23 protein-coding genes are annotated in these 25,523 nt (G+C 60.7%); 14 read left to right on the top strand and 9 right to left on the bottom strand.

The features are described from left to right. The first annotated feature begins 76 nt into the window (after positions 1–76). Complete coding sequence (gene creD / locus ACZ9W6_RS02665) at positions 77–1,465, top strand: cell envelope integrity protein CreD (protein ID WP_465189534.1); 1,389 nt, start codon at positions 77–79, stop codon at positions 1,463–1,465. A gap of 29 nt (positions 1,466–1,494) precedes the next feature. Here the strand turns inward: creD and dinB are convergent, their stop codons facing one another. From dinB to ACZ9W6_RS02650, 3 genes are all read right to left on the bottom strand, one after another. Then, complete coding sequence (gene dinB, locus ACZ9W6_RS02660; protein ID WP_465189533.1) at positions 1,495–2,556, bottom strand: DNA polymerase IV; 1,062 nt, start codon at positions 2,554–2,556, stop codon at positions 1,495–1,497. Positions 2,557–2,561: 5 nt separating this feature from the next. Then, on the bottom strand, positions 2,562–2,861 hold the full coding sequence (locus tag ACZ9W6_RS02655; RefSeq protein WP_465189532.1) for an Rdx family protein: 300 nt from the start codon (positions 2,859–2,861) through the stop codon (positions 2,562–2,564). A 316-nt stretch (positions 2,862–3,177) separates the two neighbouring features. Next, positions 3,178–5,922, bottom strand: coding sequence for an EAL domain-containing protein (locus tag ACZ9W6_RS02650; RefSeq protein ID WP_465189531.1), 2,745 nt, complete (start codon positions 5,920–5,922; stop codon positions 3,178–3,180). A 140-nt stretch (positions 5,923–6,062) separates the two neighbouring features. Here ACZ9W6_RS02650 and ACZ9W6_RS02645 point away from each other — a divergent pair, with 140 nt between their 5' ends. Continuing rightward, positions 6,063–7,220: a glycerophosphodiester phosphodiesterase gene (locus ACZ9W6_RS02645; RefSeq protein ID WP_465189530.1), complete on the top strand. Its 1,158-nt coding sequence runs from the start codon at positions 6,063–6,065 to the stop codon at positions 7,218–7,220. Between the two features lie 92 nt (positions 7,221–7,312). On the opposite strand, the gene ACZ9W6_RS02640 is transcribed toward ACZ9W6_RS02645, so the two are convergent. After that, a complete protein-coding gene (locus ACZ9W6_RS02640; protein ID WP_465189529.1) occupies positions 7,313–7,780 on the bottom strand; it encodes a copper chaperone PCu(A)C in 468 nt (155 codons plus the stop codon). Positions 7,781–7,924: 144 nt separating this feature from the next. Here ACZ9W6_RS02640 and ACZ9W6_RS02635 point away from each other — a divergent pair, with 144 nt between their 5' ends. The 3 genes from ACZ9W6_RS02635 to ACZ9W6_RS02625 all read left to right on the top strand — a co-directional run bounded on the left by ACZ9W6_RS02635 (position 7,925) and on the right by ACZ9W6_RS02625 (position 9,874). Next, entirely contained in the window at positions 7,925–8,758 is an 834-nt protein-coding gene (locus ACZ9W6_RS02635; RefSeq protein WP_465189528.1) for an AraC family transcriptional regulator, read from the top strand. A gap of 76 nt (positions 8,759–8,834) precedes the next feature. After that, on the top strand, positions 8,835–9,557 hold the full coding sequence (locus ACZ9W6_RS02630; RefSeq protein ID WP_465189527.1) for an AzlC family ABC transporter permease: 723 nt from the start codon (positions 8,835–8,837) through the stop codon (positions 9,555–9,557). Next, positions 9,554–9,874 (top strand): AzlD domain-containing protein, encoded by a 321-nt coding sequence (locus ACZ9W6_RS02625; RefSeq protein ID WP_465189526.1) that lies wholly within the window; start codon positions 9,554–9,556, stop codon positions 9,872–9,874. Before ACZ9W6_RS02630 ends, ACZ9W6_RS02625 begins: the two co-directional genes overlap by 4 nt. Positions 9,875–9,937: 63 nt before the next feature. On the opposite strand, the gene rodA is transcribed toward ACZ9W6_RS02625, so the two are convergent. From rodA to ACZ9W6_RS02600, 5 genes are read right to left on the bottom strand one after another with little or no spacing between them, the layout of a single operon-like run. After that, the gene (gene rodA / locus ACZ9W6_RS02620) at positions 9,938–11,041 is read right to left on the bottom strand and encodes a rod shape-determining protein RodA (RefSeq protein ID WP_465189525.1); all 1,104 of its coding nucleotides are present in this window, start codon (positions 11,039–11,041) and stop codon (positions 9,938–9,940) included. Beyond that, entirely contained in the window at positions 11,022–12,974 is a 1,953-nt protein-coding gene (gene mrdA, locus ACZ9W6_RS02615) for a penicillin-binding protein 2 (protein ID WP_465189524.1), read from the bottom strand. The genes rodA and mrdA overlap by 20 nt, the downstream gene beginning before the upstream one ends. Before the next feature lie 4 nt (positions 12,975–12,978). Beyond that, positions 12,979–13,482 carry a rod shape-determining protein MreD gene (gene mreD / locus ACZ9W6_RS02610; protein WP_465189523.1) on the bottom strand — a complete coding sequence of 168 codons (504 nt, stop codon included), beginning with the start codon at positions 13,480–13,482 and terminating at the stop codon, positions 12,979–12,981. Continuing rightward, on the bottom strand, positions 13,479–14,387 hold the full coding sequence (mreC, locus tag ACZ9W6_RS02605; protein WP_465189522.1) for a rod shape-determining protein MreC: 909 nt from the start codon (positions 14,385–14,387) through the stop codon (positions 13,479–13,481). The genes mreD and mreC overlap by 4 nt, the downstream gene beginning before the upstream one ends. A gap of 42 nt (positions 14,388–14,429) precedes the next feature. Continuing rightward, positions 14,430–15,473 (bottom strand): rod shape-determining protein, encoded by a 1,044-nt coding sequence (locus ACZ9W6_RS02600; RefSeq protein ID WP_465189521.1) that lies wholly within the window; start codon positions 15,471–15,473, stop codon positions 14,430–14,432. Between the two features lie 207 nt (positions 15,474–15,680). On the opposite strand from ACZ9W6_RS02600, the gene gatC reads away from it, so the two are divergent. The 9 genes from gatC (at position 15,681) to ACZ9W6_RS02555 (ending at position 25,522) form a co-directional block, all read left to right on the top strand. Beyond that, complete coding sequence (gene gatC, locus ACZ9W6_RS02595) at positions 15,681–15,968, top strand: Asp-tRNA(Asn)/Glu-tRNA(Gln) amidotransferase subunit GatC (protein ID WP_465189520.1); 288 nt, start codon at positions 15,681–15,683, stop codon at positions 15,966–15,968. Between the two features lie 53 nt (positions 15,969–16,021). Continuing rightward, a complete protein-coding gene (gene gatA / locus ACZ9W6_RS02590; protein WP_465189519.1) occupies positions 16,022–17,473 on the top strand; it encodes an Asp-tRNA(Asn)/Glu-tRNA(Gln) amidotransferase subunit GatA in 1,452 nt (483 codons plus the stop codon). Between the two features lie 63 nt (positions 17,474–17,536). Then, positions 17,537–18,964 (top strand): Asp-tRNA(Asn)/Glu-tRNA(Gln) amidotransferase subunit GatB, encoded by a 1,428-nt coding sequence (gatB, locus tag ACZ9W6_RS02585; protein WP_465189518.1) that lies wholly within the window; start codon positions 17,537–17,539, stop codon positions 18,962–18,964. Between the two features lie 288 nt (positions 18,965–19,252). Next, positions 19,253–19,699: a division/cell wall cluster transcriptional repressor MraZ gene (gene mraZ / locus ACZ9W6_RS02580; RefSeq protein WP_465189517.1), complete on the top strand. Its 447-nt coding sequence runs from the start codon at positions 19,253–19,255 to the stop codon at positions 19,697–19,699. Further along, complete coding sequence (gene rsmH, locus ACZ9W6_RS02575) at positions 19,696–20,655, top strand: 16S rRNA (cytosine(1402)-N(4))-methyltransferase RsmH (protein ID WP_465189516.1); 960 nt, start codon at positions 19,696–19,698, stop codon at positions 20,653–20,655. The genes mraZ and rsmH overlap by 4 nt, the downstream gene beginning before the upstream one ends. Then, positions 20,652–20,930 (top strand): cell division protein FtsL, encoded by a 279-nt coding sequence (ftsL, locus tag ACZ9W6_RS02570; RefSeq protein WP_465189515.1) that lies wholly within the window; start codon positions 20,652–20,654, stop codon positions 20,928–20,930. The genes rsmH and ftsL overlap by 4 nt, the downstream gene beginning before the upstream one ends. Continuing rightward, positions 20,927–22,681, top strand: a complete 1,755-nt coding sequence (locus tag ACZ9W6_RS02565) for a peptidoglycan D,D-transpeptidase FtsI family protein (RefSeq protein ID WP_465189514.1) — start codon at positions 20,927–20,929, stop codon at positions 22,679–22,681. The genes ftsL and ACZ9W6_RS02565 overlap by 4 nt, the downstream gene beginning before the upstream one ends. Further along, positions 22,678–24,168: a UDP-N-acetylmuramoyl-L-alanyl-D-glutamate--2,6-diaminopimelate ligase gene (locus ACZ9W6_RS02560; RefSeq protein ID WP_465189513.1), complete on the top strand. Its 1,491-nt coding sequence runs from the start codon at positions 22,678–22,680 to the stop codon at positions 24,166–24,168. Before ACZ9W6_RS02565 ends, ACZ9W6_RS02560 begins: the two co-directional genes overlap by 4 nt. After that, complete coding sequence (locus ACZ9W6_RS02555) at positions 24,152–25,522, top strand: UDP-N-acetylmuramoyl-tripeptide--D-alanyl-D-alanine ligase (protein ID WP_465189512.1); 1,371 nt, start codon at positions 24,152–24,154, stop codon at positions 25,520–25,522. The genes ACZ9W6_RS02560 and ACZ9W6_RS02555 overlap by 17 nt, the downstream gene beginning before the upstream one ends. Position 25,523 lies beyond the last annotated feature (1 nt).

The following is a 25,523-nucleotide window of genomic DNA, read 5'->3' as shown; positions in this document are numbered from 1 at the left end:
TCTCCACATACTCGCCATTCCGCGCCCACACGGGGCTGTCATGCTGCGGCCAACCTTAACCGTGTGGGAGAACATCATGAAAATGGGTTGGAAAGTGATTACGCTGGCCGGCATGGTCTTGCTGATGTTGTTGACGCTGGGGCTGGTGCGCAGCTTGCTGGACGAGCGCCAGCAGCGGGCTGGTGCCGTCCAGGAAGAAATCGCGCAGTTCAGCGCCGGCGAGCAGCAGCTTGGCGGCCCCTATCTGGTGTTGCCCTACACCGTCAATGTGCAGCGCTGGGAGACGCCTGATGGTGATGCCAAACAGGCCGTCTGGAAAGACAGTACGGAGCAGAAGCAGCTGGTGCTCAGCCCCGCGCAATTGCGGGTGGATGGCAAGCTGGCAGTCGAGCTGCTCAAGCGCGGCCTGTTCGAGGCACCGATCTATCGCAGCCAGTTGCAGCTGGCCGGCAGCTTCCGCGTGCCGGCGCTGGCCGGCTACGAGCAGACTGTCAGCAATGAGCGGGAGAAGCGCAGCACGCGCTGGGGTACGCCGTATCTGGCCTTCAGTCTGAGCGATGTGCGTGGCATCCAGCAGCTGAACGGACAGCTGGGCGGCAAGGCGCTGGCCTTCATGCCGGGCGCACGTCTGGATAGCCAGCGTGGTGCCCATGCCGTGGCGGCGCTGGCTGATCTTGCCGTGTTGCGCACCGAGGGGCAGCAACTGGCCTTCAGCCTGGGTTTGCAGCTGGCGGGTAGCCAGGCCTTGCTGATCGAACCATCGGGCGACAGCACCACCGTCAATCTGGCCGGCAACTGGCCACACCCGAGCTTCGCCGGCAATTTTGCACCGCAAAGTCGCAGCGTGAATGCGCAGGGTTTCCAGGCGCGCTGGCAGACGTCGGAGCTGGCCACCGGTGGTAATGTCTGCCAGCAGGAAAAACCCGGCTGCGTGAAGAATCAGATCGGTCTGCGCCTGCTTGATCCGGTAGACCGTTATGTACTGAACGAACGCACCATGAAGTATGCCGAGCTGTTCGTGTTGCTGATGATGGGCGGGGTGTTTTTGCTGGAAGTGATCAATCGCGTATCGGTGCACCCGGTGCAATACACGCTGGTGATGCTGGGGCTGGCGATGTTCTTCCTGCTGACCTTGTCGCTGTCCGAGCATGTCGGCTTCAATCTGGCCTACTGGCTGGCCGCACTGGCCTCGGTGCTGCTGCAGGGGGCTTATGGCAGCAGTGTGCTGCGCAGCTGGCGCAGCGGCGCGGTACTTGCCGCCATGTTGGCCGCATTGTTCGGTCTGCTGTTCATGATCTTGCAGTCACAGGACATGGCCTTGCTGATGGGAAGTCTCGCCCTGTTTGCCCTGCTGGCGTTGACCATGTATCTGACACGGCATATCGATTGGGGCAGTCTCGGTGCCGCGCCAAAAGTCGCGTCAACAGCCGCCGACAAGGTGGCGGTAGCGCAGGATCAAGCCTGAGCCTGAGCCGCCAGCGGGATGGCTGGCGGCTACTCCAGCGGCAAGGGCAGTTGCAGGGAGGGCGGGCGGCTGTCCATGCGCACGCCGACACCGAGCAACCGCACCGGCCGGTTGCCGCGGGCGAAGGCGGTGTGCAGCAGGCTGCTGAACACGGCGGCGTCGAGTTGCTGGCCGGCGGTTTCGGCGGTGGTCTGGCTGAAGTCGGCAAACTTGATCTTGATATTCAGGCCGCGAAAGGCCGGATTGCCGGCACGCTCCAGCCTTGCGGCCAAGGTTGACAGCAGCAGCGGCAGCTCGGCCTCGCAGCTGGCCAGGTCCGGCAGGTCGCGTACATAGGTTTCTTCGACACTCAGCGATTTGCGCTCGCTGTGGCTTTCCACCTGGCGGTAGTCGATGCCGCGCGACAGCTCGTACAGGTTTTTGCCAAGCTTGCCGTAGCGCTGCAGCAAGTCGGGCAACGGCAGTTGCCGCACATCGGCGCAAGTGTGCAGACCCTGCTGCCGCAGCTTGGCGGCAGTAACTTCGCCGACGCCCCACAATTTTTCCACCGGCAGGCTGGCGACAAAGTCGGCCACCTGTTCCGGGCGGATCAGGAACTGGCCATCGGGCTTGTTCCAGTCGCTGGCAATCTTGGCGAGAAACTTGTTGGGCGCGATGCCGGCCGAGGCGGTAATGCCGACCTCGCTGCGTATCGCATCACGGATGGCGGCCGCCATCAGGCTGGCGCTGCCCTGGCAGTGAGGTTGGCCGCTGACATCGAGATAGGCCTCATCCAGCGACAGCGGTTCGATCAGCTCGGTATAGCGGTGGAAGATGCCCTGCACCTGCTGGCTGGCGGCGCGGTAACGGGAAAAGTCGGGCGGGACGATCAGCAGATCCGGGCATTTGCGTAGCGCCAGCGAGGAGGGCATGGCGCTGCGCACGCCAAAGCGCCGCGCGACATAATTGCAGGTGGCAATCACGCCGCGCTGGCCGGGCTGGCCGCCAACAGCCAGCGGGATGTCGCGCCAGGCGGGCTGGTCGCGCATTTCGACTGCGGCAAAGAAACAGTCGCAGTCGATGTGGATGATCTTGCGCTGAGGGGCGCTCATGCTGTTCAGTCGTCGCTGCGGGTCTGTTCGCTGTGGCCGAGGTGTTTGTCCGGCGCGATATGGTCGCGCACGCGCTGCTTCAGCAGCTTGATATCGGGAAAACCGCCATCACGAACGCGGCACCACAGCAGGGTGTCGCCGGCATGCACCTGGAACACACCGCCGGTGCCGGGTTGCAAGGCGACTTCAGCCAGCTCTTTTTCGAAGGTGGTCAGCAGTTCTTGTGCCATCCAGGCTGCGCGCAGCATCCAGCGACAGCCGGTGCAATAGCGGATGGCGATACGATTTTCGGTAGCGGGATTCATCAGTTCATGACAACAGGCAAAACGTCATGATAAGGCAGGGGAGGCGGGAATTCGAGTGAGGAACGTTGCACCGCCACCCGATCACTTATATCTCTGTATTGTTGTGGCTGCCGTCTTGCGGCTTTATTTGTTTCTCCTCCATCACCCGGTCGGTGTAAACCTGGCGCAATGCGTGGAGGTGGCGGTGCAAACGCAGGGCTAGTCTGCATGAGCTCAGTGCTGCTGCAAAGTTTTACCTGCGCTTGTCCGACAATGCTGCGATGCAATATGTTACATCCATGCAACGATTATTAACAATTGACGTGACGGTGATTGATCAATCATGAATACGGAATGCCGGATTGTCGTTGAGGAATCTGGCCATTTCGCCCGCCGGCAAAGGCTTGCTGAACAGATAGCCCTGGGCGTAGTCGCCACCGTGTTCGGCAAGGAAACGTGCCTGACGGATATTCTCGATGCCCTCGCCGGTGACCGAGGCCCCCAGCGCGTGGCCCATGGCCACAATCATGCGCACCAGATTGCTGCCGCTGGTGTTGTCGGGTACCTGATCGAGGAACTCCTTGTCGATCTTGAGTTTTTCCACCGGGAAGCGGCGCAGATAGCTGAACGAGGCATAACCGGTGCCGAAGTCGTCAATCGCAATGGCAATGCCCATGGCGCGCAGGCGTTCGAGGTTGTGGTCAATCGCCGGCGTGCTGCGCAGTGCCAGCCCTTCGGTTACCTCGAGCTCCAGCGCCGGTGCCGGCAGATGGTGGGTGGCGAGCAGGCTGGTGACCAACTCGGTAAAGCGCGGGTCTTCCAGCTGCAACAGCGACACGTTAACCGAGATGACAAAATTGGCCAGATATTGCAGGCGCCATTGTGCGGCCTGCGAAATCGCCTCACCCAGCACCCATTCGCCCAGCTGATTGATCTGGCCGGTCTCCTCGGCCAGCGGGATGAAGTCGGCCGGCGAAATCAGGCCCAGGTCCGGATGTTGCCAGCGTATCAGCGCCTCGGCCCCGGCCACCTGGCCATTGCTCAGCGCGATATACGGCTGATAGAACAATGTGAGTTCCCTGCGGCCAACGGCCATGCGCAGGTCGTTCTGGATGCGATGGCGACGGCGCCAGTTTTCGTTCATTTCGGGGCGGAAGCGCACCCAATGCCCGGCGGGGTCGTTGCGCGATAGCTGCAGCGCCAGCTCGGCGTTTTCCAGCAGGGCGTCACCATGTTGGCTGTCGTGCGGGTAGATGCTGACACCGGTACTCAGTCGCAGGTAAACCTGCTGGTCATGCAGATTGGCCGGTGCGGCCAACTGTTCACAGATGGCGTCAATGCGCTGCGACAGGCTGGCCTCATCCTCGCCTAGCAAGAGCATGGCAAAGCGATTGTCGGCATACCGTGCAGCCATCTCGCCGTTGCCCAGCAGTTTTTCCAGCCGGTCGGTCATCTGGCGCAGCAGCTGGTCGCCGCCGTCGCGGCCGTACAGCTCGTTGACGTTGGCCAGCCCTTCCAGCGAAATCATCAGGCAGCCGATCGGACGTTGGCCGCGTTCGTGCGGTGTGGCTTCGCGTTGCTGGATCTGCTCGGTCAGCTGCATCTGCAGGCGAGACTTGTTGGGCAGGCCGGTAAAACGGTCGTAGTAGAACTGGCGATACAGCTCGCCCTCGGCCTGCAGATGGGCCGAGGACTCCATCACCATGGCAATGATGTCGGCCGTTGCGCAGATGAACTCGATGTCCTCCTTGATCCACTCCGGCTTGTCCTGCTCGCTCTCTGCACAGAGGATGCCCTGTTGCAGGCCGCCGACATTGATGCCGGCATCCAGCATCGAGCGGATATTGCGCTCGGCCAGATAGCCTTGCAGTGATTTTAGCCTGATGTCTTGCTGGGCCTTGGTGGTGGCGAGAAAACGCTGATCGCGAATCGCGCCAAAGTAGTCGCCATGATCTTTCAGTTCGAGCACGCTGCCGCTGAAACGCTGGCTGTTGCGGGTGTCGACTCCGGTCAGACAGCGCAGGCGATTCTGGTCGGCGCTGAACTGCCAGACGCTGATGCGGCTGGCGTCCAGGGTCTGGCTGACGATGGGCAGGATTTCATCGAGATATTCTTGCAGTGCCTGGGTGCTGCCATAACGGGCGGCCACCAGCTTTTGCAGGGTCTTGCCCTGACGCTCGAGGCACTGGGTGCGCGCCTGGTGTTTTTTCTGCTGCAGGTTGGCCACACGCAGGATCATGCCGCCCAGCAACAGGATGACGGTCAACAGCAGCAGACTCTGCGGCAGCAGGCGATTGAGCATGATGTCGCCGGGGCGGGCGATTTCCCATTCGAGGGTAGCGACCCGTTCGTTCAGATTGTTGTGCACCGGCACATGCCCGATGTGCATGGCCTCGTTGCTGAAGTTCAGGCTCAGGTTATCGAGGCTGATGGCTTGCGAGATTTCTTGCAGGGTGCGGGCGTTCAGCTCGCGGGCGAACAGCAGATAGCGGCTGCGCGCGGTGGCATCCATATCGTTTTCCGGGCTGATGCGCTGGATGGCGATCAGGAAAATAGCTGGTTGCAGCTGTTTGCTCGGGGCGCTGTAGCGGTTGACCCGCAGCAGCATGTTCGGCCCGGTTACCGCATTGCGCGGGTCATAGCGCTCGGCCTGACGCAGCAGGTGCTGCCACTGTTGTTCCTCCAGTGGCAGGGCAAGGCGGGGGCTATCACTGCGCTGGCCGTATTGCAGGGTGTAGAGCGGGCCCTGATCAGCATCGACCAGCATGGCCACGTCAACGTCGAGATTCTGGTAGACCGAGCCGGTCATGTTTTCTGTCAGCCAGGGCATATCCGGTTGCAGCTGGCCGGTACGTTCGTACATTTCATCCCACACTGCGTAGTCATGCAGGGCGCGGCTGAGATTCTTGCGCAGGCGCAGGATTTCCTGTTGCAGCATGCGCGATTGCAGGCGGCTGACCTCCTCGTCGACACGGTTGGCCGCATTGTCGGCCAGCTGCCACAGCCCGCCCAGGCAGACAATCAGCAGGATGGACAGCAAAACGGCCGGGCGTATGCGCGGAATCATGGAATGTGTGTACATGTGGCTGGCGACTTTTCGGGCTGTTTCGCGTGTGTGTCATGAAACAGCCATGTTTCATTCAAATAACGGTCACTTCTGTCTGGCATCTTTGCCCGATGATCCGGCAAGCAGGCCGGCAGTTCTCTCTGGGAGTGTACACAATGAACAATCACAAGATCGGTCTGGCTGCACTGGCGGTATTGCTGGCGCTGCCGGCAACGGCAGCAGAACCCAAGACGCGCGCGTTTGCCACCCTGGATGGCAAGGCACCGCTGATTATTGCCCATCGCGGTGCGTCCGGTTATATGCCGGATCATACCTTGGAGGGCTATGCCAAGGCGATCGAATTGGGCGCGGACTTTATCGAACCGGATCTGGTGATGACCAAGGATGGTGTGCTGATTGCGCGCCACGAGCCGAATCTGAAAGACACCACCGACGTGGCCAAGCGGCCGGAGTTTGCCGACCGCAAGCGCAAGACCAAGGTTGATGGTATCGAGGAAGAAGGCTGGTTTGCCAGTGACTTCACCTTGGCCGAAATCAAGACCCTGCGGGCGATCCAGCCGCGTGGCGATCGCAGCAAGGCCTTTGATGGCAAATTCCTGGTGCCGACTTTTGACGAAGTGCTGGCGCTGCGCGAACAGAAATCACGCGAGCTGGGCCGCGAGATCGGCATTTATCCGGAAACCAAGCATCCGAGCTGGCACCAGCAACTGGGTCTGGCGCTGGAGCAGCCGCTGGTCAATCTGCTGGCCAAGTACAAGCTGAACCGCAAGCAGTCGCCGGTATTCATCCAGTCTTTCGAGGCGGCCAACCTCAAGACCCTGCGCAAGCTGACCGGCAACAAGCTGGTGTATCTGCTGGATGCCAATGATGTGCGCCCGGACGGCAGCATCGATGCCAACACTCCGTACGACCATGTACTGTCAGGCGACAAGCGTACTTACGCCGATATGCTGAGCCCGGCCGGCCTCAAGGAAATCCGCAGCTTTGCCGACGGCATCGGCCCGTGGAAGCCTTACCTGATCAGCTGGCAGGGTGCGCTCGATGGCAAGGGCAAGCTGATGGATCTGAATGGCGACAAGGTGGTGGATCAGCGCGACATGACCATGCTGGAGCCATCCGGCGTGATTCGCGATGCACACAAGCTGGGCTTGCTGGTGCATCCGTATACCTTCCGCAACGAGTCAAAACTGCTGGCGGCCAACTTCATGGATAACCCGGGCGACGAGTATCGCCTGTACTTTGCCGCGGGTGTCGATGGCGTGTTTACCGACTACACCGACACTGCCCGTGCGACGCTGAATACCCTGCGCTGAGCGGCTGATGCCGGCAATGCAAAACGCCACCGCGAGGTGGCGTTTTGTTTTGTGCCGAGGTGTTGCAGTGGCAAGTTGGCCGCAAGCACGGCTCAGTGATGGGCGTGCTGCTTGGCAGCGGCCGGCATGCCGTCTTCAACCTTGACCTCGACTTTCACCTTGCCGGCCTTGGCAAAGTTCAGCTCCAGCGGGAAGCTGTCGCCAGCCTTGGCCTGCTTGCCGACTTCCAGCAGCATGATGTGCAGGCCGCCCGGGGCCAGCTTGACCTCGCTGCCGGCGGGCAGGGCAATACCGCCGGCCACTTCGCGCATGCGCATCACACCCTTGTCGTTGATATGGGTGTGCAGCTCGACACGGGCGGCTTGCGGCGAGCTGACGGCCAGCAGGCGATCGTCGTCCTTGCCCTTGTTGACGATGGTGAGGAAGGTTGCCGCCGTCGGGCTGCTGGCCGGCATGGCACGGCTCCACGGGTGGTCGATCTTCAGATTGCCGGCCTGATAATCATGGGCAAAGGCGGGCAGGGCGAACAGACTGGCGCAAAGCAGGGCGGCAAATCGCATATATTATCTTCCTGGATAGTCTTGAGCTGGCGTGAACATAGCATAAGCGGCCAGCCACTGCCTGCGACATAAGGTCGCAGCAAGATCGTTCAAGCCTTTGGTCAGGCATGCATGCCAGAATGACCGGCTGTCATGGAGAGTGCCGTGTCTTTTGCCCCGCAGGAATATGCGCGTTTTTCGCGCGTCAGTGATATCGCCCCGCTGGAACTGCTGGACGCGTTTTATACGCGTCAGCAGTTTGCGCCGCATTTTCACGAGGAATACGTAGTCAATACCTTGCGGCTGGGCGCGCAGTCTTACCAGTATCGCGGCAGCTCGCATATTGCCGGCATCGGGGCGCTGATCCTGATCAATCCGGGCGAGGTGCATACCGGCAAGTCGGCGCACGAACAAGGCTGGGCTTATCACGGTTTTTATCCTTCGCAGGCCTTCATGCTGCAGTTGGCCGCAGAGCTGCACGGTCGCCCGGTACAACCGTATTTCCGCCAGACCGTGGTGTACGACCCTGAGCTGGCCGCGCGGCTGCAACAGCTGTTTGTCCTGCTGCAACACAGCCGCGATCTGCTGCAGCGCGAAAGCGCACAATATGCGGTGTTTGCCGATGTGCTGCGTCGGCATATGGCGGTGCGCGAAATCCTGCAGGGTGGCGCTGACGATGCTGTCTTGCTGGAGCGGGTGCGGCAGATGCTGGCCGACCGCATTCATGAAAACCTGTCGCTGCGCGAACTGGGCGAGCTGGTCGGCCTGTCACCCTGGCATCTGAACCGGCGCTTTCGCCAGCAATACGGCCTGCCACCTGTGGCCTGGCGCAACCAGCTGCGCATCGCGCGGGCGCGCGGCTTGCTGGCGGCCGGGCAGAGTGCCAGCCAGGTGGCCAGCCAGCTGGGTTTTGCCGATCAGTCACATCTGAGCCGCAGCTTCCGCCAGACAGTCGGCGTGCCGCCAGTGGCGTATCAGCGCGCCTTGCAGCTGCTTTGAGGCGCTAGCGCAAGATTGTTCAAGACTTGCCCGCTGCGCGGATGGACACTGAAGCGCTATGAGTCAGGAGTCCATCATGTCTTTACCTGTTTCCCCCATGCTGACCGGCGCCCGCGATACGGTGCCGATGCTGGTCGGCGCGGCGCCTTTCGGCGTCATTTTCGGCACCCTTGCCATTGCGGCCAACATCCCGGTGTGGGCGGTGCTGGCGATGTCGGTGCTGGTGTTTGCCGGTTCTTCGCAATTTGTCGCGGTCAGCCTGATCGGCGCCGGCGCTGCCCTGCCGGTGATCTGGCTGACCACCTTTGTCGTCAATCTGCGCCACGCGCTGTATAGCGCCACCATGCTGCCCGATGCGCGCCATCTGCCGGCGCGCTGGCGCTGGGCGCTAGCCTTCTGGCTGACCGACGAAACCTTTGCCGTGGTCGAACACCGCCTGCGCCGTCAGGGCATGGGCGAGGATGGCCACTGGTACTGGCTGGGCTCGTCGCTGGCAATGTATCTGAACTGGGTGTTGTGGACCATGGTCGGTGTGGTGCTGGGGCAGAGCGTGCCGGATCTGGCGAGCTATGGTCTGGACTTTGCGATGGTGGCGACTTTTGCCGCGATTGTCGCGCCGCAATTGCGTGAACGGCCGGTATTGCTGGCGGCCATTGTTGCCGGCGTGGTGGCGGTACTGACCCGCGACTGGCCTTACAAACTGGGGCTGATGTTGGCCGCACTGGCTGGCGTGCTGACGGGTGTGGCGGCCGAACGTCGCAGCAGCCCGACAAGCCTGCCGGCAGGAGAGCACAAATGAACAGCCATCTGATACTGGTGATTCTGGGGATGCTGCTGGTCACTTACGGCATTCGCCTGAGCTTTCTGGTATTTGGCCACCGGCTGGCGTTTCCGGCCTGGCTGGAGCGTGCCCTGCGTTATGTGCCGGCGGCGGTGCTCAGTGCGCTGATTGTGCCGATGGCGCTGGCACCGCAAGGGGTGATCGACTGGTCTGCGGCCAACCCTTATCTGCCGGGTACTATCGCCGCAGCGCTGACCGCCTTGCTGTGGCGGCATACCCTGCTGGCGATTGTCAGCGGTTTTGCGGTGTTTGCCTTGTGGCAGTACTGCTTCTGAGTGGTGGTGGCAAACAAAAGCCCGGGCGTAGTCCCGGGCTTTTTGCTGTGTGCATGCGGTGCATCAGCTGCTGCGCGCGTGATGCTTGCCGATACCCATCAGCATGCCGAGGCCAACTGCCAGCGACACGGTGGCGGTACCGCCATAAGACATGAAAGGCAGCGGCACGCCGACCACCGGCAGGATGCCGGCCACCATGCCCATGTTCACGAAAACATAGACGAAGAAAGACAGCGTCAGCGCGCCGCCCAGCATGCGGCCATACAAGGTCGGCGACTGTGCGGTAATCATCAGACAGCGCGCGATGATGGCCAGATACACCGCCAGCAGGGTGAGGTTACCGGCAAGGCCGAACTCTTCGGAGTACACGGCGAAGATGAAGTCGGTGGTGCGCTCGGGAATATAGTCGAGGTGGGTCTGAGTGCCGGACAGCCAGCCCTTGCCCCACAAACCGCCCGAGCCGATGGCAATCATCGACTGGATGATGTGGTAGCCATCACCCAGCGGGTCTTGCATCGGGTCGACCAGGGTCAGCACGCGGCGGCGCTGATAATCGTGCATCAAGGTCCAGATCACCGGCAGACTCGCCAGCAGGGCTACGCCGCCGCCGATGATGATCTTCCACGACAGCCCGGCAAAATACAGGGCAAAAAAGCCGGCGCCCATCACCAGAATCGCGGTGCCAAGGTCAGGCTGCTTCAGTACCAGTACGCCGGGGATGACGATCATGATGCTGGCCACAATGTAATGCCGCCAGTTGAGGGTGCTTTCGTAGCGCTGGAAATACCAGGCTACCATCATCGGCAGCGCGGTTTTCATGATTTCGGAAGGCTGGATACGCACAATGCCGAAGTCCAGCCAGCGTTGCGAGCCATTGACGGTAATGCCGATCAGCTCGACCCCGACCAGCAGTACCACACCACCGGCATAGAGCGGAATGGCCATATTCATTACCAGCTGCGGGCTGAGCTTGGCCATGGCCCACATCACCACACAGCCGATGGCGGTGTAAACCAGCTTGTTGTCTATCTTGACCCAGCTGGCATTGGACGCCGAGTACAGCGCCACCATGCTGATGACGAACAGGATGCCGAGCAGGGCCATCAGCCAGCCATCCAGCGGGTCCATGATGGCCTTGCCAATCCGTTTAGCGAGCGAGCTTTGCATCGGGTTCTGCCTTGCTTTCGGCCGGGAAGGTTTCCAGCTTGCTGCGGATATCTGCCGACAAGGTGCCGGTCAGGTAGTAATCAAACAGGGCGCGGGTGATTGGGGCGGCTGCAGCGGCACCAAAGCCGGCGTTTTCCACAATCACCGCCACGGCGATTTTCGGTTTTTCTACCGGAGCGAAGGCAACAAACCACGAGTGGTCGCGATGCTGCTCGGCCAGGGCGGAGGCATTGTATTTTGCGCCCTGCTTGATCTGCACCACTTGGGCGGTACCGGTCTTGCCTGCCATGCGGTATTTCAGGCCGGCACCCAGACGTGCACCGGTGCCGCCGGGGCGCATGACCGCCTCCATGCTGCTCTTGATGTAGTCAAAGTAGGCAGGTTTGAACGCCAGCTGCTTGTATGGCGAGGCCTCAATCGGGCGAACCTTGCCGCTGCGGGTGTCGGTGATTTCCTGCACCAGATGTGGGTGGAACACCTTGCCGTCACTGGCCAGAATCGCGGTGGCATTGGCCATCTGCAGCGGGGTATAGGTATTGAAACCCTGGCCAATGCCGATACTCACCACGTCGGCGGGCAGCCAGCGGCGGTGTTCGTCGCGATAGCGCGAGCTGGCAAAGCGGCGGGCCTTCCATTCCTTGGACGGCAGTACGCCGGCCGATTCACCATCCAGATCAATGCCGGTGCGGCTGCCGAGACCGAATTCGGCCAGCAGCGGATGGATGCGGTCTATGCCCATATCCCATGCCAGCTTGTAGAAGAAGGTGTCACTGGAGACGGCAATGGCCTTGGACAGATTGGCCATGCCGTTGCCGCGCGGGTTGGAGTCGCGGAACTGGTGGCTGGAGCCGGGCAGCGTGAAGTAGCCGGGGGCCGGGCGGATTTCGTCCATGCTGACGGCTCCGGCCTGCAGTGCCGCCATACCCATGAAGGGCTTGAAGGTGGAGCCTGGCGGATACAGACCGCGAATCGCGCGGTTGATCAGCGGTCGTTGCCAGTCTTCGTTCAGGCTTTGCCAGGTCTGGGTATCAATGCCATCGATAAACAGATTGGGGTCAAAGCTCGGTTTGGAAATCAAGGCCAGCACACCGCCGGTTTGCGGGTCGATCGCCACCAGCGAGCCACGGCGCTGGCCGAACAGCTTGTCGGCAACGTCCTGCAAATGGATATCCAGCGCCAGTTTCAGTGTGTTGCCATGTGTCGGGGCGGTACGACGCAGCGAGCGCACGGCACGGCCGGACGAGTCGGTTTCCATCTCTTCAAAGCCGTTGACGCCATGCAGCTCGTCTTCGTACACCGCCTCCAGGCCGAGTTTGCCGACATGGGTGGCGCCACGATAATTGGCGAGCTTGTCGTCCTTTTCCAGCCTTTCCTTGTCACGCTGGTTGATGCGGCCGATGTAGCCAAGCACATGGCTGGTCAGCTCTTTATACGGATAGTCGCGATACAGCCGTGCCTTGACCTCGACGCCGGGAAAGCGCCAGAGGTTGGCCGCAATGCGGGCGGCTTCGGCATCATCCATTTTCAGGCGCAGTGGTACCGGCTCGAAATCGCGGCTTTCGCTCATGAATTTCTGGAAGCGTTTCAGATCGCGCGGGGTGATGGCAATGATCTGGCCGAGTGCCTTGATGGTGGCATCCAGGTCATCGATCTGGTCGGGCGTGAGCTCCAGCGTGTAAGACGCGTAGTTACGCGCCAGGGCAATGCCGTTTCGGTCGAGGATCAGGCCGCGATTGGGCTGTACCGGTACCAGCGAGATACTGTTGTTTTGTGCCAGCGTGCTGAAGTGGTCGTGCTGCATTACCTGCAGCCAGACGAAGCGGCTGACCAGTACGCCAAACAGCAGCAGGATGAAGCCGAATGCCACCATCAGGCGGAAATTCAGCTGCCGCTCTTCGGCGTGCGGGTCCTTGAGTCTTGGGGCTTGCGGCATGATGTCAACGACGCTCGCGACGGTAAAGCATCAGCATGATCTTGGTCAGTAGCGGCCACAGCAGGGCGCCAACCAGCGGCGGCACAAAATAACCGAGGCCGGGAAAGGTCGAGCCGGTCAGCCAGCGTGCCAGCGCCATCAGCAGCTGTGCGGCCAACATCAGCACCAGCATCACCAGGGTTTGCTGACCAAGGTTGTACATGATCAGCTGGCGCTGGCGCAGCAGCACCAGATAAGCGAGTACCGAATAGGCCAGCGCATGCTGGCCAAACAGGCCGGTGGTAACAATATCGGCCACCAGACCAATGACAAAGGCGAGGCCGATGCCGATACGGCGCGGCTGGTTCAACGACCAGTACAGCACCAGCATCGCAACGAAGTCAGGCAGCCAGCGGTCCGAGCCCAGTGGCAAGGGCAGCAGTTCGAGCATCAGCGCCAGCGCGAAAGTGAAGGTAATCACGCGGCGTTTGACTGGCTTTAACAGCTCTTGGGGGCGTTCGTAGTTCATTCGGTCTTGACGGCATGGCCGGTTTGGCCGGCGTTAGGCTTCACGGGGGCTGTTTCTGCAGGGGCAGCAGGCATGGCCGGCCGTTCCGGCAGCACCACGACGTAGCGGCTGGACTGTACGCCGGCCAGCACCTTGGCGCGCACGCGGGCAAAAGCCGCACCGCTGAGTTTGTCGATCTGCGCCACACGCGCTACCGGCAAGCCAGGCTGGTAGATGCCGTCAACGCCGGAGGTAACCAGTACGTCATCGGCCGTGATGTCGGCCGTAATCGGCAGATAGCGCAACTCGGTGCCGCCACCATAACCATACAAGAGGGCACGCTGGCCGGTGCGCTGGATCATCACCGGCACGATAAAGCGGCGGTTGATCACCAGTGTGACTTCGGCACTGATGGGCTGTACGCGGGTAATCTGGCCAATCAGGCCATTTTCATCGATGACCGCCTGGCCATTGCGCAGGCCCTGATTGCCGCCTTTGTCGATGATGATGCGATGGGAAAATGGGTCGCGCCCGGTATACAGCACTTCGGCGACCGTGCCCTGACGGCCGGTATGGCTTTCGAGATTCAGCAGGGCTTGCAGCTGGGCCAGCTCGCGCTCCAGCGTGCTCATGCGCATCAGCTTGGCCGACTGGATCAGGTCGCGTTCGCGCAGCATCTCGTTTTCCTGCATCAGCGAGCGCTGGGTGGTCAGGTAATCGCTGGCCTGACCGGCCAGATACAGCGGGGCGTTGGCCGCACGCTGCAGCGGATAAAGGACGACGGAGACCGCATCGCGTACCCGCTCCATCAGGTTGAACTGACTGTCACCGATCAGCAATGCCAGCGAGGTGACAACGCAAAGCGCGAGACGAGCCCCGGGGGTCAGGCCCTGGCTGGCAAAACTGGGTGGTGTGGTGAAGTTCATGCTGCATAGGCCACGCCTTGCGGCGTGGCTGGATCACGAGAATCAGGGAACGTTAGTGAAGATGGTGCCAACCTTGTCCATCTTTTCCAGCGACTTGCCGGAGCCGCGCACCACGCAGGTCAGCGGTTCTTCGGCAATGAACACCGGCAGGCCGGTTTCTTCGGCCAGCAGACGGTCGATGTCTTTCAGCAGTGCACCGCCACCAGTCAGTACCATGCCTTTGTCGGCGATGTCGGCACCTAGTTCCGGCGGGGTCTGTTCCAGCGCGATCTTTACGGCAGACACGATCTGGTTCAACGGCTCGGTCAGCGCTTCGAGGATCTCGTTGCTCGACACGGTGAACGCGCGCGGAATGCCCTCGGCCAGATTGCGGCCCTTGACTTCCATCTCGCGCACTTCAGCGCCCGGGAAAGCCGAGCCGATGGTCTTCTTGATTTCTTCGGCGGTCGCCTCGCCAATCAGCATGCCGTAATTGCGGCGGATGTAATTGATGATGGCTTCGTCAAACTTGTCGCCGCCAACGCGTACCGAATTGGAGTACACCACGCCGCCCAGCGAGATCACGCCGACTTCGGTAGTGCCGCCGCCGATATCCACCACCATCGAGCCGGTTGGCTCTTCAACCGGCAGGCCGGCACCGATGGCGGCTGCCATGGTTTCTTCGATCAGCTCGACACGACGTGCACCGGCAGCCAGTGCCGAATCCTTGATCGCACGACGCTCTACCTGGGTCGAGCCGCAAGGCACACAAATCACGATGCGCGGGCTGGCGGTAAAGAAGCGGCTTGGGGTGACCTTTTTGATGAACTGCTTGAGCATCTGTTCGGTCACGGTGAAGTCGGCAATCACGCCGTCTTTCATCGGGCGGATAGCCTGGATGCTGCCCGGCGTGCGGCCCAGCATTTTCTTGGCTTCAGCGCCGACGGCAAGTATGGATTTCTTGTTGCTCGGCGCATCGTTATGGATGGCCACGACAGAGGGTTCGTCCAGAACGATACCCTTGTTGTGCATGTAAATCAGGGTGTTGGCAGTGCCGAGGTCAATAGCCAGATCGTTGGAGAAATAGCCGGTGAGCGAGCGGAGCATGAAATCGATCCTGAGTGTTGGTGAGTGGGCCTTTGCGGCGCAATAGTCTGTTCGTTCTTTTGCTTACTGGCAGTTTTCCGGCAGGGTTTGTCATTGTGACAAACGGGTGAAGTTGCACCTGCGCCGGCATCCCGGAATCTTGGGATAAAGTAACCAGTTATGATACCCTACAACGCTTGAAATACTAAAGATTTTGACGAGGACATCATGTCGCTGAGCCATCAGGATGTTGCACGCATCGCGCGCCTGTCCCGCATCGCGGTGACCGAGGACGAGATCGCTGCCGTAAATAGCCAACTCAATAATATTCTGGGTCTTATCGAACAGATGCAGGCAGTAAATACCGACGGTATCGAGCCGATGGCGCACCCGCAGGATGTGAGCCTGCGCCTGCGCGATGATGCCGTGACCGAGCCGGATCGTCGCGAGGCCTGCCAGGCAGTGGCGCCACAGGTAGAAAAAGGCCTGTTCCTGGTTCCCAAGGTTATCGAATAACGCGGCGCAAGGTTGGCCGCAGGCCTGCGGGCCTCATGCATGGATTGCAAGCAATGATTAACGCCACACTCAAACAATTGAGCCAGCAGCTGGCGGCCGGGCAGATTTCGGCGGTCGAGCTGGCTACAGCCTATCTGGACCGCATCGCGGCGCTGGATGGCAAGCTGAATGCCTTCATTACCGTCGATCGCGACAAGACCCTGGCTGAGGCCGCCGCCGCTGACGTGCGCCGCGCTGCCGGCAATGCCGGTCTGCTGACCGGCGTGCCGATCGCACACAAGGACATCTTCTGCCAGCAGGGCTGGAAAACCAGCTGTGGTTCGAAGATGCTCGACAACTTCGTTTCGCCGTATGACGCCCATGTGGTGGAGCAGTGTCAGGCCGCCGGCCTCGTGACACTGGGTCGCGCCAATATGGACGAATTCGCCATGGGCTCGTCCAACGAGAACAGTTTCTACGGCGCGGTGAAAAACCCGTGGGATCTGAATGCGATTCCGGGTGGCTCTTCTGGTGGTTCGGCTGCTGCTGTTGCTGCGCGCCTCGCGCCGGTAGCGACCGCGACGGATACTGGCGGTTCGATCCGCCAGCCGGCCAGCCATTGCGGCGTGACCGGTATCAAGCCGACTTACGGCGTGGTGTCGCGTTTCGGCATGGTTGCCTATGCCAGCTCGCTGGATCAGGGCGGCGTGATGGCGCAAACCGCCGAAGACTGCGCGCTGATGCTGAACGTGATGGCTGGCTTTGACGAGCGCGATTCCACCAGCCTCGAGCGTGCAAAAGAAGACTACGCCCGCGATCTGGCCAAGCCGCTGGCCGGTCTGCGTGTCGGCCTGCCGCGCGAGTATTTCGCCGAAGGTCTGGCTTCCGACGTTGGCCGCATCATCGACAATGCCGTGGCCGAGCTGAAAAAGCTGGGTGCGGAAGTGGTCGAGATCAGCCTGCCGAATACCCAGCTGTCGATTCCGGCTTACTACGTAATCGCGCCGGCCGAAGCTTCGGCCAACCTGTCGCGCTTTGATGGCGTGCGTTATGGCCATCGTGCCGGCGAGTATCGCGATCTGGTCGACATGTACGAGAAGACCCGTGCCGAAGGTTTCGGTAGCGAAGTGAAGCGTCGCATCATGGTGGGCACTTATGTGCTGAGCCACGGTTACTACGATGCCTACTACATCAAGGCGCAGAAGATCCGCCGCCTGATCGCCAATGATTTTGCTGCTGCTTTTGCCGGTTGCGACGTGATCCTCGGGCCGGTGGCGCCGACCGCGGCCTTCAATCTGGGCGAGAAGTCGGGCGATCCGGTACAGATGTATCTGTCCGATATCTATACGCTGTCGGTCAACCTCGCCGGTCTGCCGGCGATGAGCGTGCCGGCCGGTTTCTCGGATAACGGCCGCCCGGTGGGCCTGCAGATCATTGGCAACTACTTTGCCGAAGCCAAGATGCTGAATGTGGCTCACCAGTTCCAGCAAGTGACTGACTGGCACACCCGCACGCCGGCTCTGTAATCGCGATCAATGCAGGGTTGGCCGCATGCGGCCAACCTTCAACAGAAGAAGGATTTTCCAACCATGAAATGGGAAGTCGTTATCGGTCTTGAGGTGCATGTGCAGCTCAACACCGTCTCCAAGATTTTCTCCGGCGCCAGCACCGCATTTGGTGCCGAGCCGAACACCCAGGCTTCGCTGGTCGAGCTGGCGCTGCCGGGCGTATTGCCGGTGATGAACAAGGCGGTGGTCGACAAGGCTATTCGTCTGGGTCTGGCGCTGGACGCTACCATCAACCAGAAAAACGTGTTCGCGCGTAAAAACTACTTCTATCCGGATCTGCCCAAGGGCTACCAGATCAGCCAGATGGAACTGCCGATTGTCGAGCACGGCAAGCTGACCATCCAGGTGGGTGAAGAAGAAAAAGTGATTCGCGTCACGCGCGCACATATGGAAGAAGATGCCGGCAAATCGCTGCACGAAGACTTCCATGGCATGACCGGTATCGACCTCAACCGCGCCGGCACGCCGCTCTTGGAAGTGGTATCCGAGCCGGATATGCGCTCGCCGGAAGAGGCGGTGGCCTACGCCAAGGCGCTGCACACGCTGGTGACCTGGCTGGGCATCTGCGACGGCAATATGCAGGAAGGCAGCTTCCGTGTGGATGCCAACGTCTCGGTGCGTCCGTTTGGTCAGGCCGAGTTTGGCACCCGTCGCGAAGTGAAGAACCTGAACTCCTTCCGCTTCCTCGAGCAGGCGATCAAGTACGAGATCCAGTGGCAGATCGAAACCATCGAAGACGGTGGCAAGGTGCAGCAGGCGACCGTGCTGTTCGATCCAGATTCGGGCGAAACACGCATGATGCGCAGCAAGGAAGATGCGCACGATTACCGCTACTTCCCGGATCCGGACTTGCTGCCGGTGCGTATCGCCAGCGAGCAGATCGAAAAAGTGCGCAGCGAGATGCCGGAACTGCCGGGCCAGATGAAGGCGCGTTTTGTCGAGGCTTACGGCATTACTGCCTATGATGCGGCCGTGCTGACTTCCAGCCGCACGCAGGCCGAATACTTCAATGAAGTGGCGCAGCGTTCCGGTCAAGGCAAGTTGGCCGCCAATTGGCTGAACGGTGATGTGGCCGCGCGTCTGAATCGCGAAGGTCTGGATGCGGCTGCGCTGCCTATCAGCGCCGAGCGTCTGGCGGGCCTCTTGGTACGTATTGCCGACGGTACTTTGTCCAACAAGCTGGCCAAGCAGGTGTTTGACACCATGTGGGACAGCGAGCTGGATGCAGATGCCATCATCGAGCGCGATGGTCTGCAGCAGGTGACGGATTCCGGTGCCATCGAGAAGATGGTCGATGAAGTCCTTGCGGCCAACGCCAAGGCTGTCGAGGAGTATCGCGGCGGCAAGGAGAAGGCGCTGCAGGCACTTGCCGGTCAGGTGATGAAAGCTTCGAAAGGCAAGGCTAATCCGGCTCAGGTGCAAGAGATCCTGAAGCAGAAGCTGGCCTGAGCTTTATCTCGATAAAACGGCATTCTGCCTGCGGGCGGAGTGCCGTTTTTTCTTGTCGCATTAGTTGTCGTTGGCATTTCTTGAAGGTCATTCTGCAGTTTCATTCGTAAGCCGCTGATTTCCCTCGTTTTCCTTGTTTTTTAATTTGCTAAGTCATTGTCGCAAAAGGCTAATTGCCGGATCGCGATATTGACCGGCAAATGTCGTTTCCCTATAGTGGCGGAAAGTGGGGCAAAGTGGGTGGAAGTGGAGTAAAAATCCAATACCGGCGGCAAAAAGTCAGACACGATGATTAACGGCGTAAGCATGATTTCCCTCGACAGCAAAGGGCGACTGGCGATTCCGGCCAGGCACCGCGAGACGCTGTTGTCTGCTTATGGTCACAAGCTGGTGGTAACACTGGAGTCCGCCGATCACTTGCTGATTTACCCGGAGTCGTGCTGGAAACCTGTGCAGGAGCGCCTGCTGGCCTTGCCTGCCGGTAATCCGGTGCTCAAGCGCTATCAGCGCCTGGTGCTTGGCCATGCCGAAACGCTGGAAATGGATGGTGCGGGGCGGATTCTGCTGCCGGCACGTCTGCGCGAACTGGTGAAGCTCGACAAGGATGTCGCGCTGGTCGGGATGGGTAACCGCTTTGAATTGTGGGATGGCGCCGGATGGGAGGCGCAGACCCTTGATGCCCTTGAGATTGATCCTGCTGAGCTGGCTCAGCATCTTGGAGATTTTACGCTTTGACCGATGCAGTTTTCGAGCACCGTACGGTGCTGCTTGATGAGGCCGTAGCGGCATTGGCCATCCGCGAGGATGGTGTGTATGTCGACTGCACCTTCGGTCGTGGCGGACATAGTCGTCTGATCCTGTCCAAGCTGGGCGCTAATGGGCGCCTGATTGCGTTTGACAAGGATCCGGAGGCGATTGCGGTTGCCACAGCGCTGGCCGCAGAAGATTCACGTTTCACGATTGTACATAACGGTTTTGAAACCCTGGCTGACGAGCTGGGCCGCCTTGGCGTGGCCAGTGTGGACGGGGTGTTGATGGATCTGGGGATCTCTTCGCCACAGATCGACGATGGTCGTCGCGGCTTCAGTTTCCGCTTCGATGCGCCACTCGATATGCGGATGGATACCACACGCGGCCAGACGGCTGCGCAATGGCTGGCAACTGCCGGCGAGGCTGAAATAGCAGAGGTTATCAAGACTTATGGTGAAGAGCGGTTTGCTCGCAAGATCGCAGCAGCCATTGTTGCGCACAGGGTTGAAAGTCCCATCGAAACCACGCGTGAGCTCGCTGTGCTCGTTGGGAAAAACGTCCGTACTCGCGAACAGGGTCAGGACCCCGCGACGCGAACCTTCCAGGCGATAAGGATTTTCATCAATCGCGAGCTGGACGAGCTGAAGCATATCCTGCCGCAGGCTATCGGTCTGCTGAGCGAAGGTGGCCGTCTGGCGGTGATCAGTTTTCATTCGCTGGAAGACCGCATTGTGAAGAATTTCATTCGCGATACGGCCACCACCGACAAGCTGCCCTCGTGGGTGCCGGTGCGTGCTGCCGATATCGAGTTGGCACCGATTGCGGCGGTAGGTAAGGCTATCCGGCCGTCTGAGGCTGAGGTTGCGGCCAACCCCAGATCGCGCAGCGCCATCATGCGGGTGGCGGAGCGTACGGCAGGTGTGTGGCGAGGTGGGCAGTGAGCCTGAACAAGCTGAACGCTGTTCTGCTGCTGATTTTGGTGTTGTGCGCGCTGGGGGTGGTCAAGTCCACCCATATGGCGCGCAAGCTGTATCACGAGCTGGAAAAAGAACAGCGACTGTCGCGACAGCTGGATGTGGAGTATGGCCAGTTGATGCTGGAACAAAGTACCTGGGGCGCGCATGCGCTGATTGAAAAGACTGCGGCTGCCAGGCTGAAGATGCTGACACCTGACCAACGTCAGGTGCATGTGATAACGCCGGATGGGGTGAGATGAGCAAGGTTTATACCCCGCGTTACCGGCAGGATCTGAAGCCGGTGATGCATCTGGAGCAAAGCCGGGTTTCGATTGTGTTGCTGGCGCTTGGTGCGCTGTTTTTGGCTTTGCTGGCCCGCGCCATCTATCTGCAGGTGGTGCAGCAGGACTTTTTGCAGGATCAGGGGGATGCGCGTTTTCGCCGCTCGCTGGTGCTGGAAGCCAACCGCGGCACGATTATCGACCGTAATGGCGAGCCTCTGGCGATCAGCACCCCGGTGCAGTCGATCTGGGCAAGTCCGGTAGACATGGATCTGAAAACGATCCCGCGAGAGAAACTGGTCGCGCTGGCGCAGCTCTTGTCTCTGCCGATGGATGAGGTAGTGAGCAAGCTGTCGGATAGCAAGCGCGAGTTTGTGTTTTTGAAGCGGCAGATCAGCCCTGCGCTGGCGCAAAAAGTGCTGGCACTGCAGATCCCCGGGGTAGCCAAGCAGCAGGAGTTCCGCCGTTTTTACCCGTCGGGTGAAATGCTGGCTCATGTCATCGGCTTCACCGGTGTGGATGGCAAGGGGCAGGAAGGGCTGGAGCTGACGCGTGAAAAGATGCTGGCCGGCAAGCCGGGTAGCAGGACTGTGCTTAAAGATCGTCGCGGCAATATTGTCGAGGATTTGGCGGTGATCGAGCCGCCGAGAGATGGCCAGACGCTGACCTTGTCGATCGACAAGCGTATCCAGTATCTGGCTTATCGCGAATTGAAGGCTGCGGTCGAGGCGAACAAGGCCAAGGCTGGCGGTGTGGTGGTGCTGGATGCGGTAACCGGCGAGGTGCTGGCGCTGGCCAATGTGCCTTCGTACAACCCGAATAACCGTGCGGTACTGAATCCGGAAATGCGACGTAACCGTGCGGTGGTCGATATGTTCGAGCCTGGCTCGACCATGAAGCCGTTCCCGATTTCGATGGCGCTGGATGCCGGCAAGGTAACACCGGATACGGTATTTGACACCAAACCTTACCGCATCGGCCCGGCGACAGTGCGCGATACGCATACCAAGCCGGCCATGACGGTAACCGAGGTGATCCAGAAGTCGTCGAACGTTGGTGCCTCGCGCATGGCGGCGATGTTTTCGCCCGAGCAGATGTGGACGTTTTACCGCCAGGTCGGTTTCGGCGTGAGCCCGCAGTCCGGTTTTCCTGGCGAGACATCGGGGCGACTGCGTGACTGGCAAGGCTGGCGACCGATCGAGCAGGCCACCATGTCGTTCGGCTATGGCGTGTCCCTGAGTCTGCTGCAGCAGGCGAGGGCCTACACCATTTTTACCCATGATGGCGCCTTGTTGCCGGTGTCGTTCATGAAGTTGGCCGCAGCGGTGCCGGGCAAGCAGCTGCTCAAGCCGGATACGGCGCGCAAGATGCGCGACATGATGGTAACGGTGACGCAACCAGGTGGTACCGGCACCCGCGCAGCAGTGCTGGGTTACAACGTGGGTGGCAAATCGGGTACGGCGCGCAAACTGGTAGGTGGCAGTTATGCGTCGAACAAGCATATCGGCCTGTTTGTCGGTTTTGCACCGGCAACTTCGCCAAGATTGATTGTGGCTGTGATGGTGGATGAGCCGACGGGTGGTTCTTACTACGGTGGCACCGTAGCCGGTCCGGCGTTCTCCAACGTGATGGCAGGCAGCTTGCGGATTCTGGGGGTCGAGCCGGATGCTCCCTCCAATAACACTTTGATTCCGGAAAGCCAGATTCCGGAAGTACGGGAAGAAACATGAGAACCAGATTGATCGACATGCCGGACTGGGACCCTGCAAGCCTGCAGGGTTTGCCCGTTGCTGTGACGCGTGTCGAGAGCGATAGCCGTCGCATTTTGCCGGGCGATGCCTTTCTTGCCTGTCGCGGGGAGTACGTCGACGGCCGCAGCTTCATCGAAAAGGCCATCGAAAACGGCGCTGCAGCCGTTATCTGGGACGATGCCGATGGTTTTGTCTGGCAAGACAGCTGGCAGCTGCCCAATCTGCCGGTCAGCCAGCTGCGCGAGCGTGCCGGCATTGTTGCCGCGCATGTCTATGGCAACCCCAGCCGCCAGATGCAGGTAATCGGCATTACCGGTACCAATGGCAAGACCTCGATTTCCCATTGGCTGGCGCAGGCTCATGCCTTGTTGGGCGAGAAGGCTGCCTTGATCGGTACGGTCGGTAACGGTTTTTATGGTGCCTTGACCGAAACCACCCATACCACGCCTGATCCGGTGACCGTGCAGCAGAAACTGGCCGAATACCGCCGCCAAGGCGCATCGGTGGTCAGCATGGAAGTCTCCAGCCACGGCCTCGACCAGTTCCGCGTCAACGGCGTCGAGTTCGCCACGGCTGTCTTCACCAACCTCACACGCGATCATCTCGACTATCACGGTTCGATGGCCGAGTACGGCGCCTCCAAGGCCAAGCTGTTCCACTGGCAGGGCCTGAAAAATGCCGTCATCAACAGCGATGATGCTTTCGGTCGCGAGCTGATTGCCCAGCTGCAGGGTAGTGATACCCGCGTGATCAGTTATGGCATCAATAGCGGTGAAGTCCGCCCGCTGAGCCTTGCGGCCAACCTTGATGGCTTGCAGATGCGGGTCGCCACGCCGTGGGGCGAGGCCGAGATCAAGAGCCCGCTGCTGGGCCGCTTCAACGCCGAAAACATGCTGGCCTGCCTAGCTACCCTGTGCGCAGGCGGCGTCCCGCTGGCTGATGCCGCGCGGGTGCTGGGCAAGATCCAGCCGGCGCGTGGCCGCATGCAGCGCATCGGTTCCAGTCGCGAGCCGCTGGTAGTGGTCGATTATGCCCACACCCCGGATGCGCTGGAAAAAGCGCTGGGCACCCTGGCCGACATTCGCCCGGCCGGCAGCAATCTGTATTGCGTCTTTGGTTGCGGCGGTAATCGCGATAGCGGCAAGCGCCCGCTGATGGGTGGCATTGCCGAGAAGATCGCCGATGTGGCCGTGGTCACCAGCGACAACCCGCGCCTCGAAGACCCGCAGGCGATTCTTGACGACATTCTGGCTGGCATGAGCAAACCGGGTCATGTCGAGCTGGATCGCGCCCGCGCGATTCACTGGGCGGTTGCCCAGGCCCGCGTCGGTGATGTGGTGCTGATTGCCGGCAAGGGCCATGAAGAATATCAGGACATCGGTGGCGTCAAGCAGCCGTTCTCCGACTTCCGCGTGGCGGAAGATGCACTGACCGCCTGGGGAGAGCAGCATGCTGACGCTCGCTAAGGCTGCCACACTGGCTGGTGGCCAGCTGCAGGGTACTGATGCCACCTTGCTGCGCGTGGTGACGGACAGCCGCGAAGTACAGGCGGGGGATCTGTTTGTCGCGCTGAAGGGCGATCGTTTTGATGCGCATGACTTCGTGCCGGCGGTGCTGGCCAAGGGTGCGTTTGCCATGGTGCGCGAGGATTATCCGCACGCGGGCGAGGGCAGCCTGATTCGCGTGGCGGATCCGCGTCTGGCGATGGGGACCTTGGCCGCAGCCTGGTGCGCCTCGCTGGATGTGAAACGTATCGGCATCACCGGCTCCAACGGCAAGACCACCGTCAAGGAAATGGTTGCCGCCATTTTGCGCGCCCACGCTGGCGACGCCGCAGTGCATGCCACCGCCGGAAATTTCAATAACGACATCGGCCTGCCGCTGACCTTGCTCAAGCTGACTGCCGCCCATCGTTACGCCGTGATCGAGATGGGCATGAACCATTTCGGCGAAATCCGTTATCTGAGCCAGCTGGCGCGGCCGCAAGTGGCACTGGTCAACAATGCCATGCGCGCCCATCTGGGCGGCGGCTTTGACAGTACCGCCGATATTGCCCGTGCCAAGAGCGAGATTTTTGAAGGGCTGACCGCAGACGGCATCGCCATCATCAATGCCGATGATGCCCAGCTGGCCATTTTCGATGCCGCCGCCGGCCAGCATCGCCAGCTGCGTTTTGGCCTAGATGCTGCGGCCAACGTGACTGCCCGTGACATCGTCGCGAGTGCCACCGGCAGCCGCTTTGTGCTGCACTGCGCGGCAGGCGAGCAGTTGATCGAGCTGCCGGCCGCCGGCGAACACAATGTGCGCAATGCACTGGCTGCCGCCAGTGTCGCGCTGGCGCTGGATGTGCCGCTGGCGGCGATTGCTGCCGGCTTGGCTGCATTTGGTGGTGTGAAGGGGCGCTTGCAGCTCAAGCGGGCGGCCAACGGCGCGACGCTGATCGACGACAGTTACAACGCCAATCCGGACTCAATGAAGGCCGGTATTGACGTGCTGGCCGCCTATCCAGCACCGCGCATCTTCGTGATGGGTCAGATCGGCGAGCTGGGCGACACCGCGCCGCAACTGCATGCCGAAGTCGGCGCGCATGCGCGCGCGCTGGGCATCGAGCAACTGTTCTGCCTTGGCGAGCTGGCGCGTGAAGCGGCGACTGCCTATGGCGCGGGTGCAGAGTACTTTGATGATATCGATGAGCTGCATGCCTCCTTGAAAGCTGCGGTCACTCCGCAGGCCAGCGTGCTGGTGAAAGGCTCTCGCTTCATGCGCATGGAGCGCGTGATTGATTTTCTGCAAACACAACAAGAACACGGGAAGGATTAAA

This window comes from Vogesella lacus (assembly GCF_979366295.1).
Note: the sequence above shows the minus strand (reverse complement) of the source record. Positions and strands in the feature narration are given on the sequence as shown.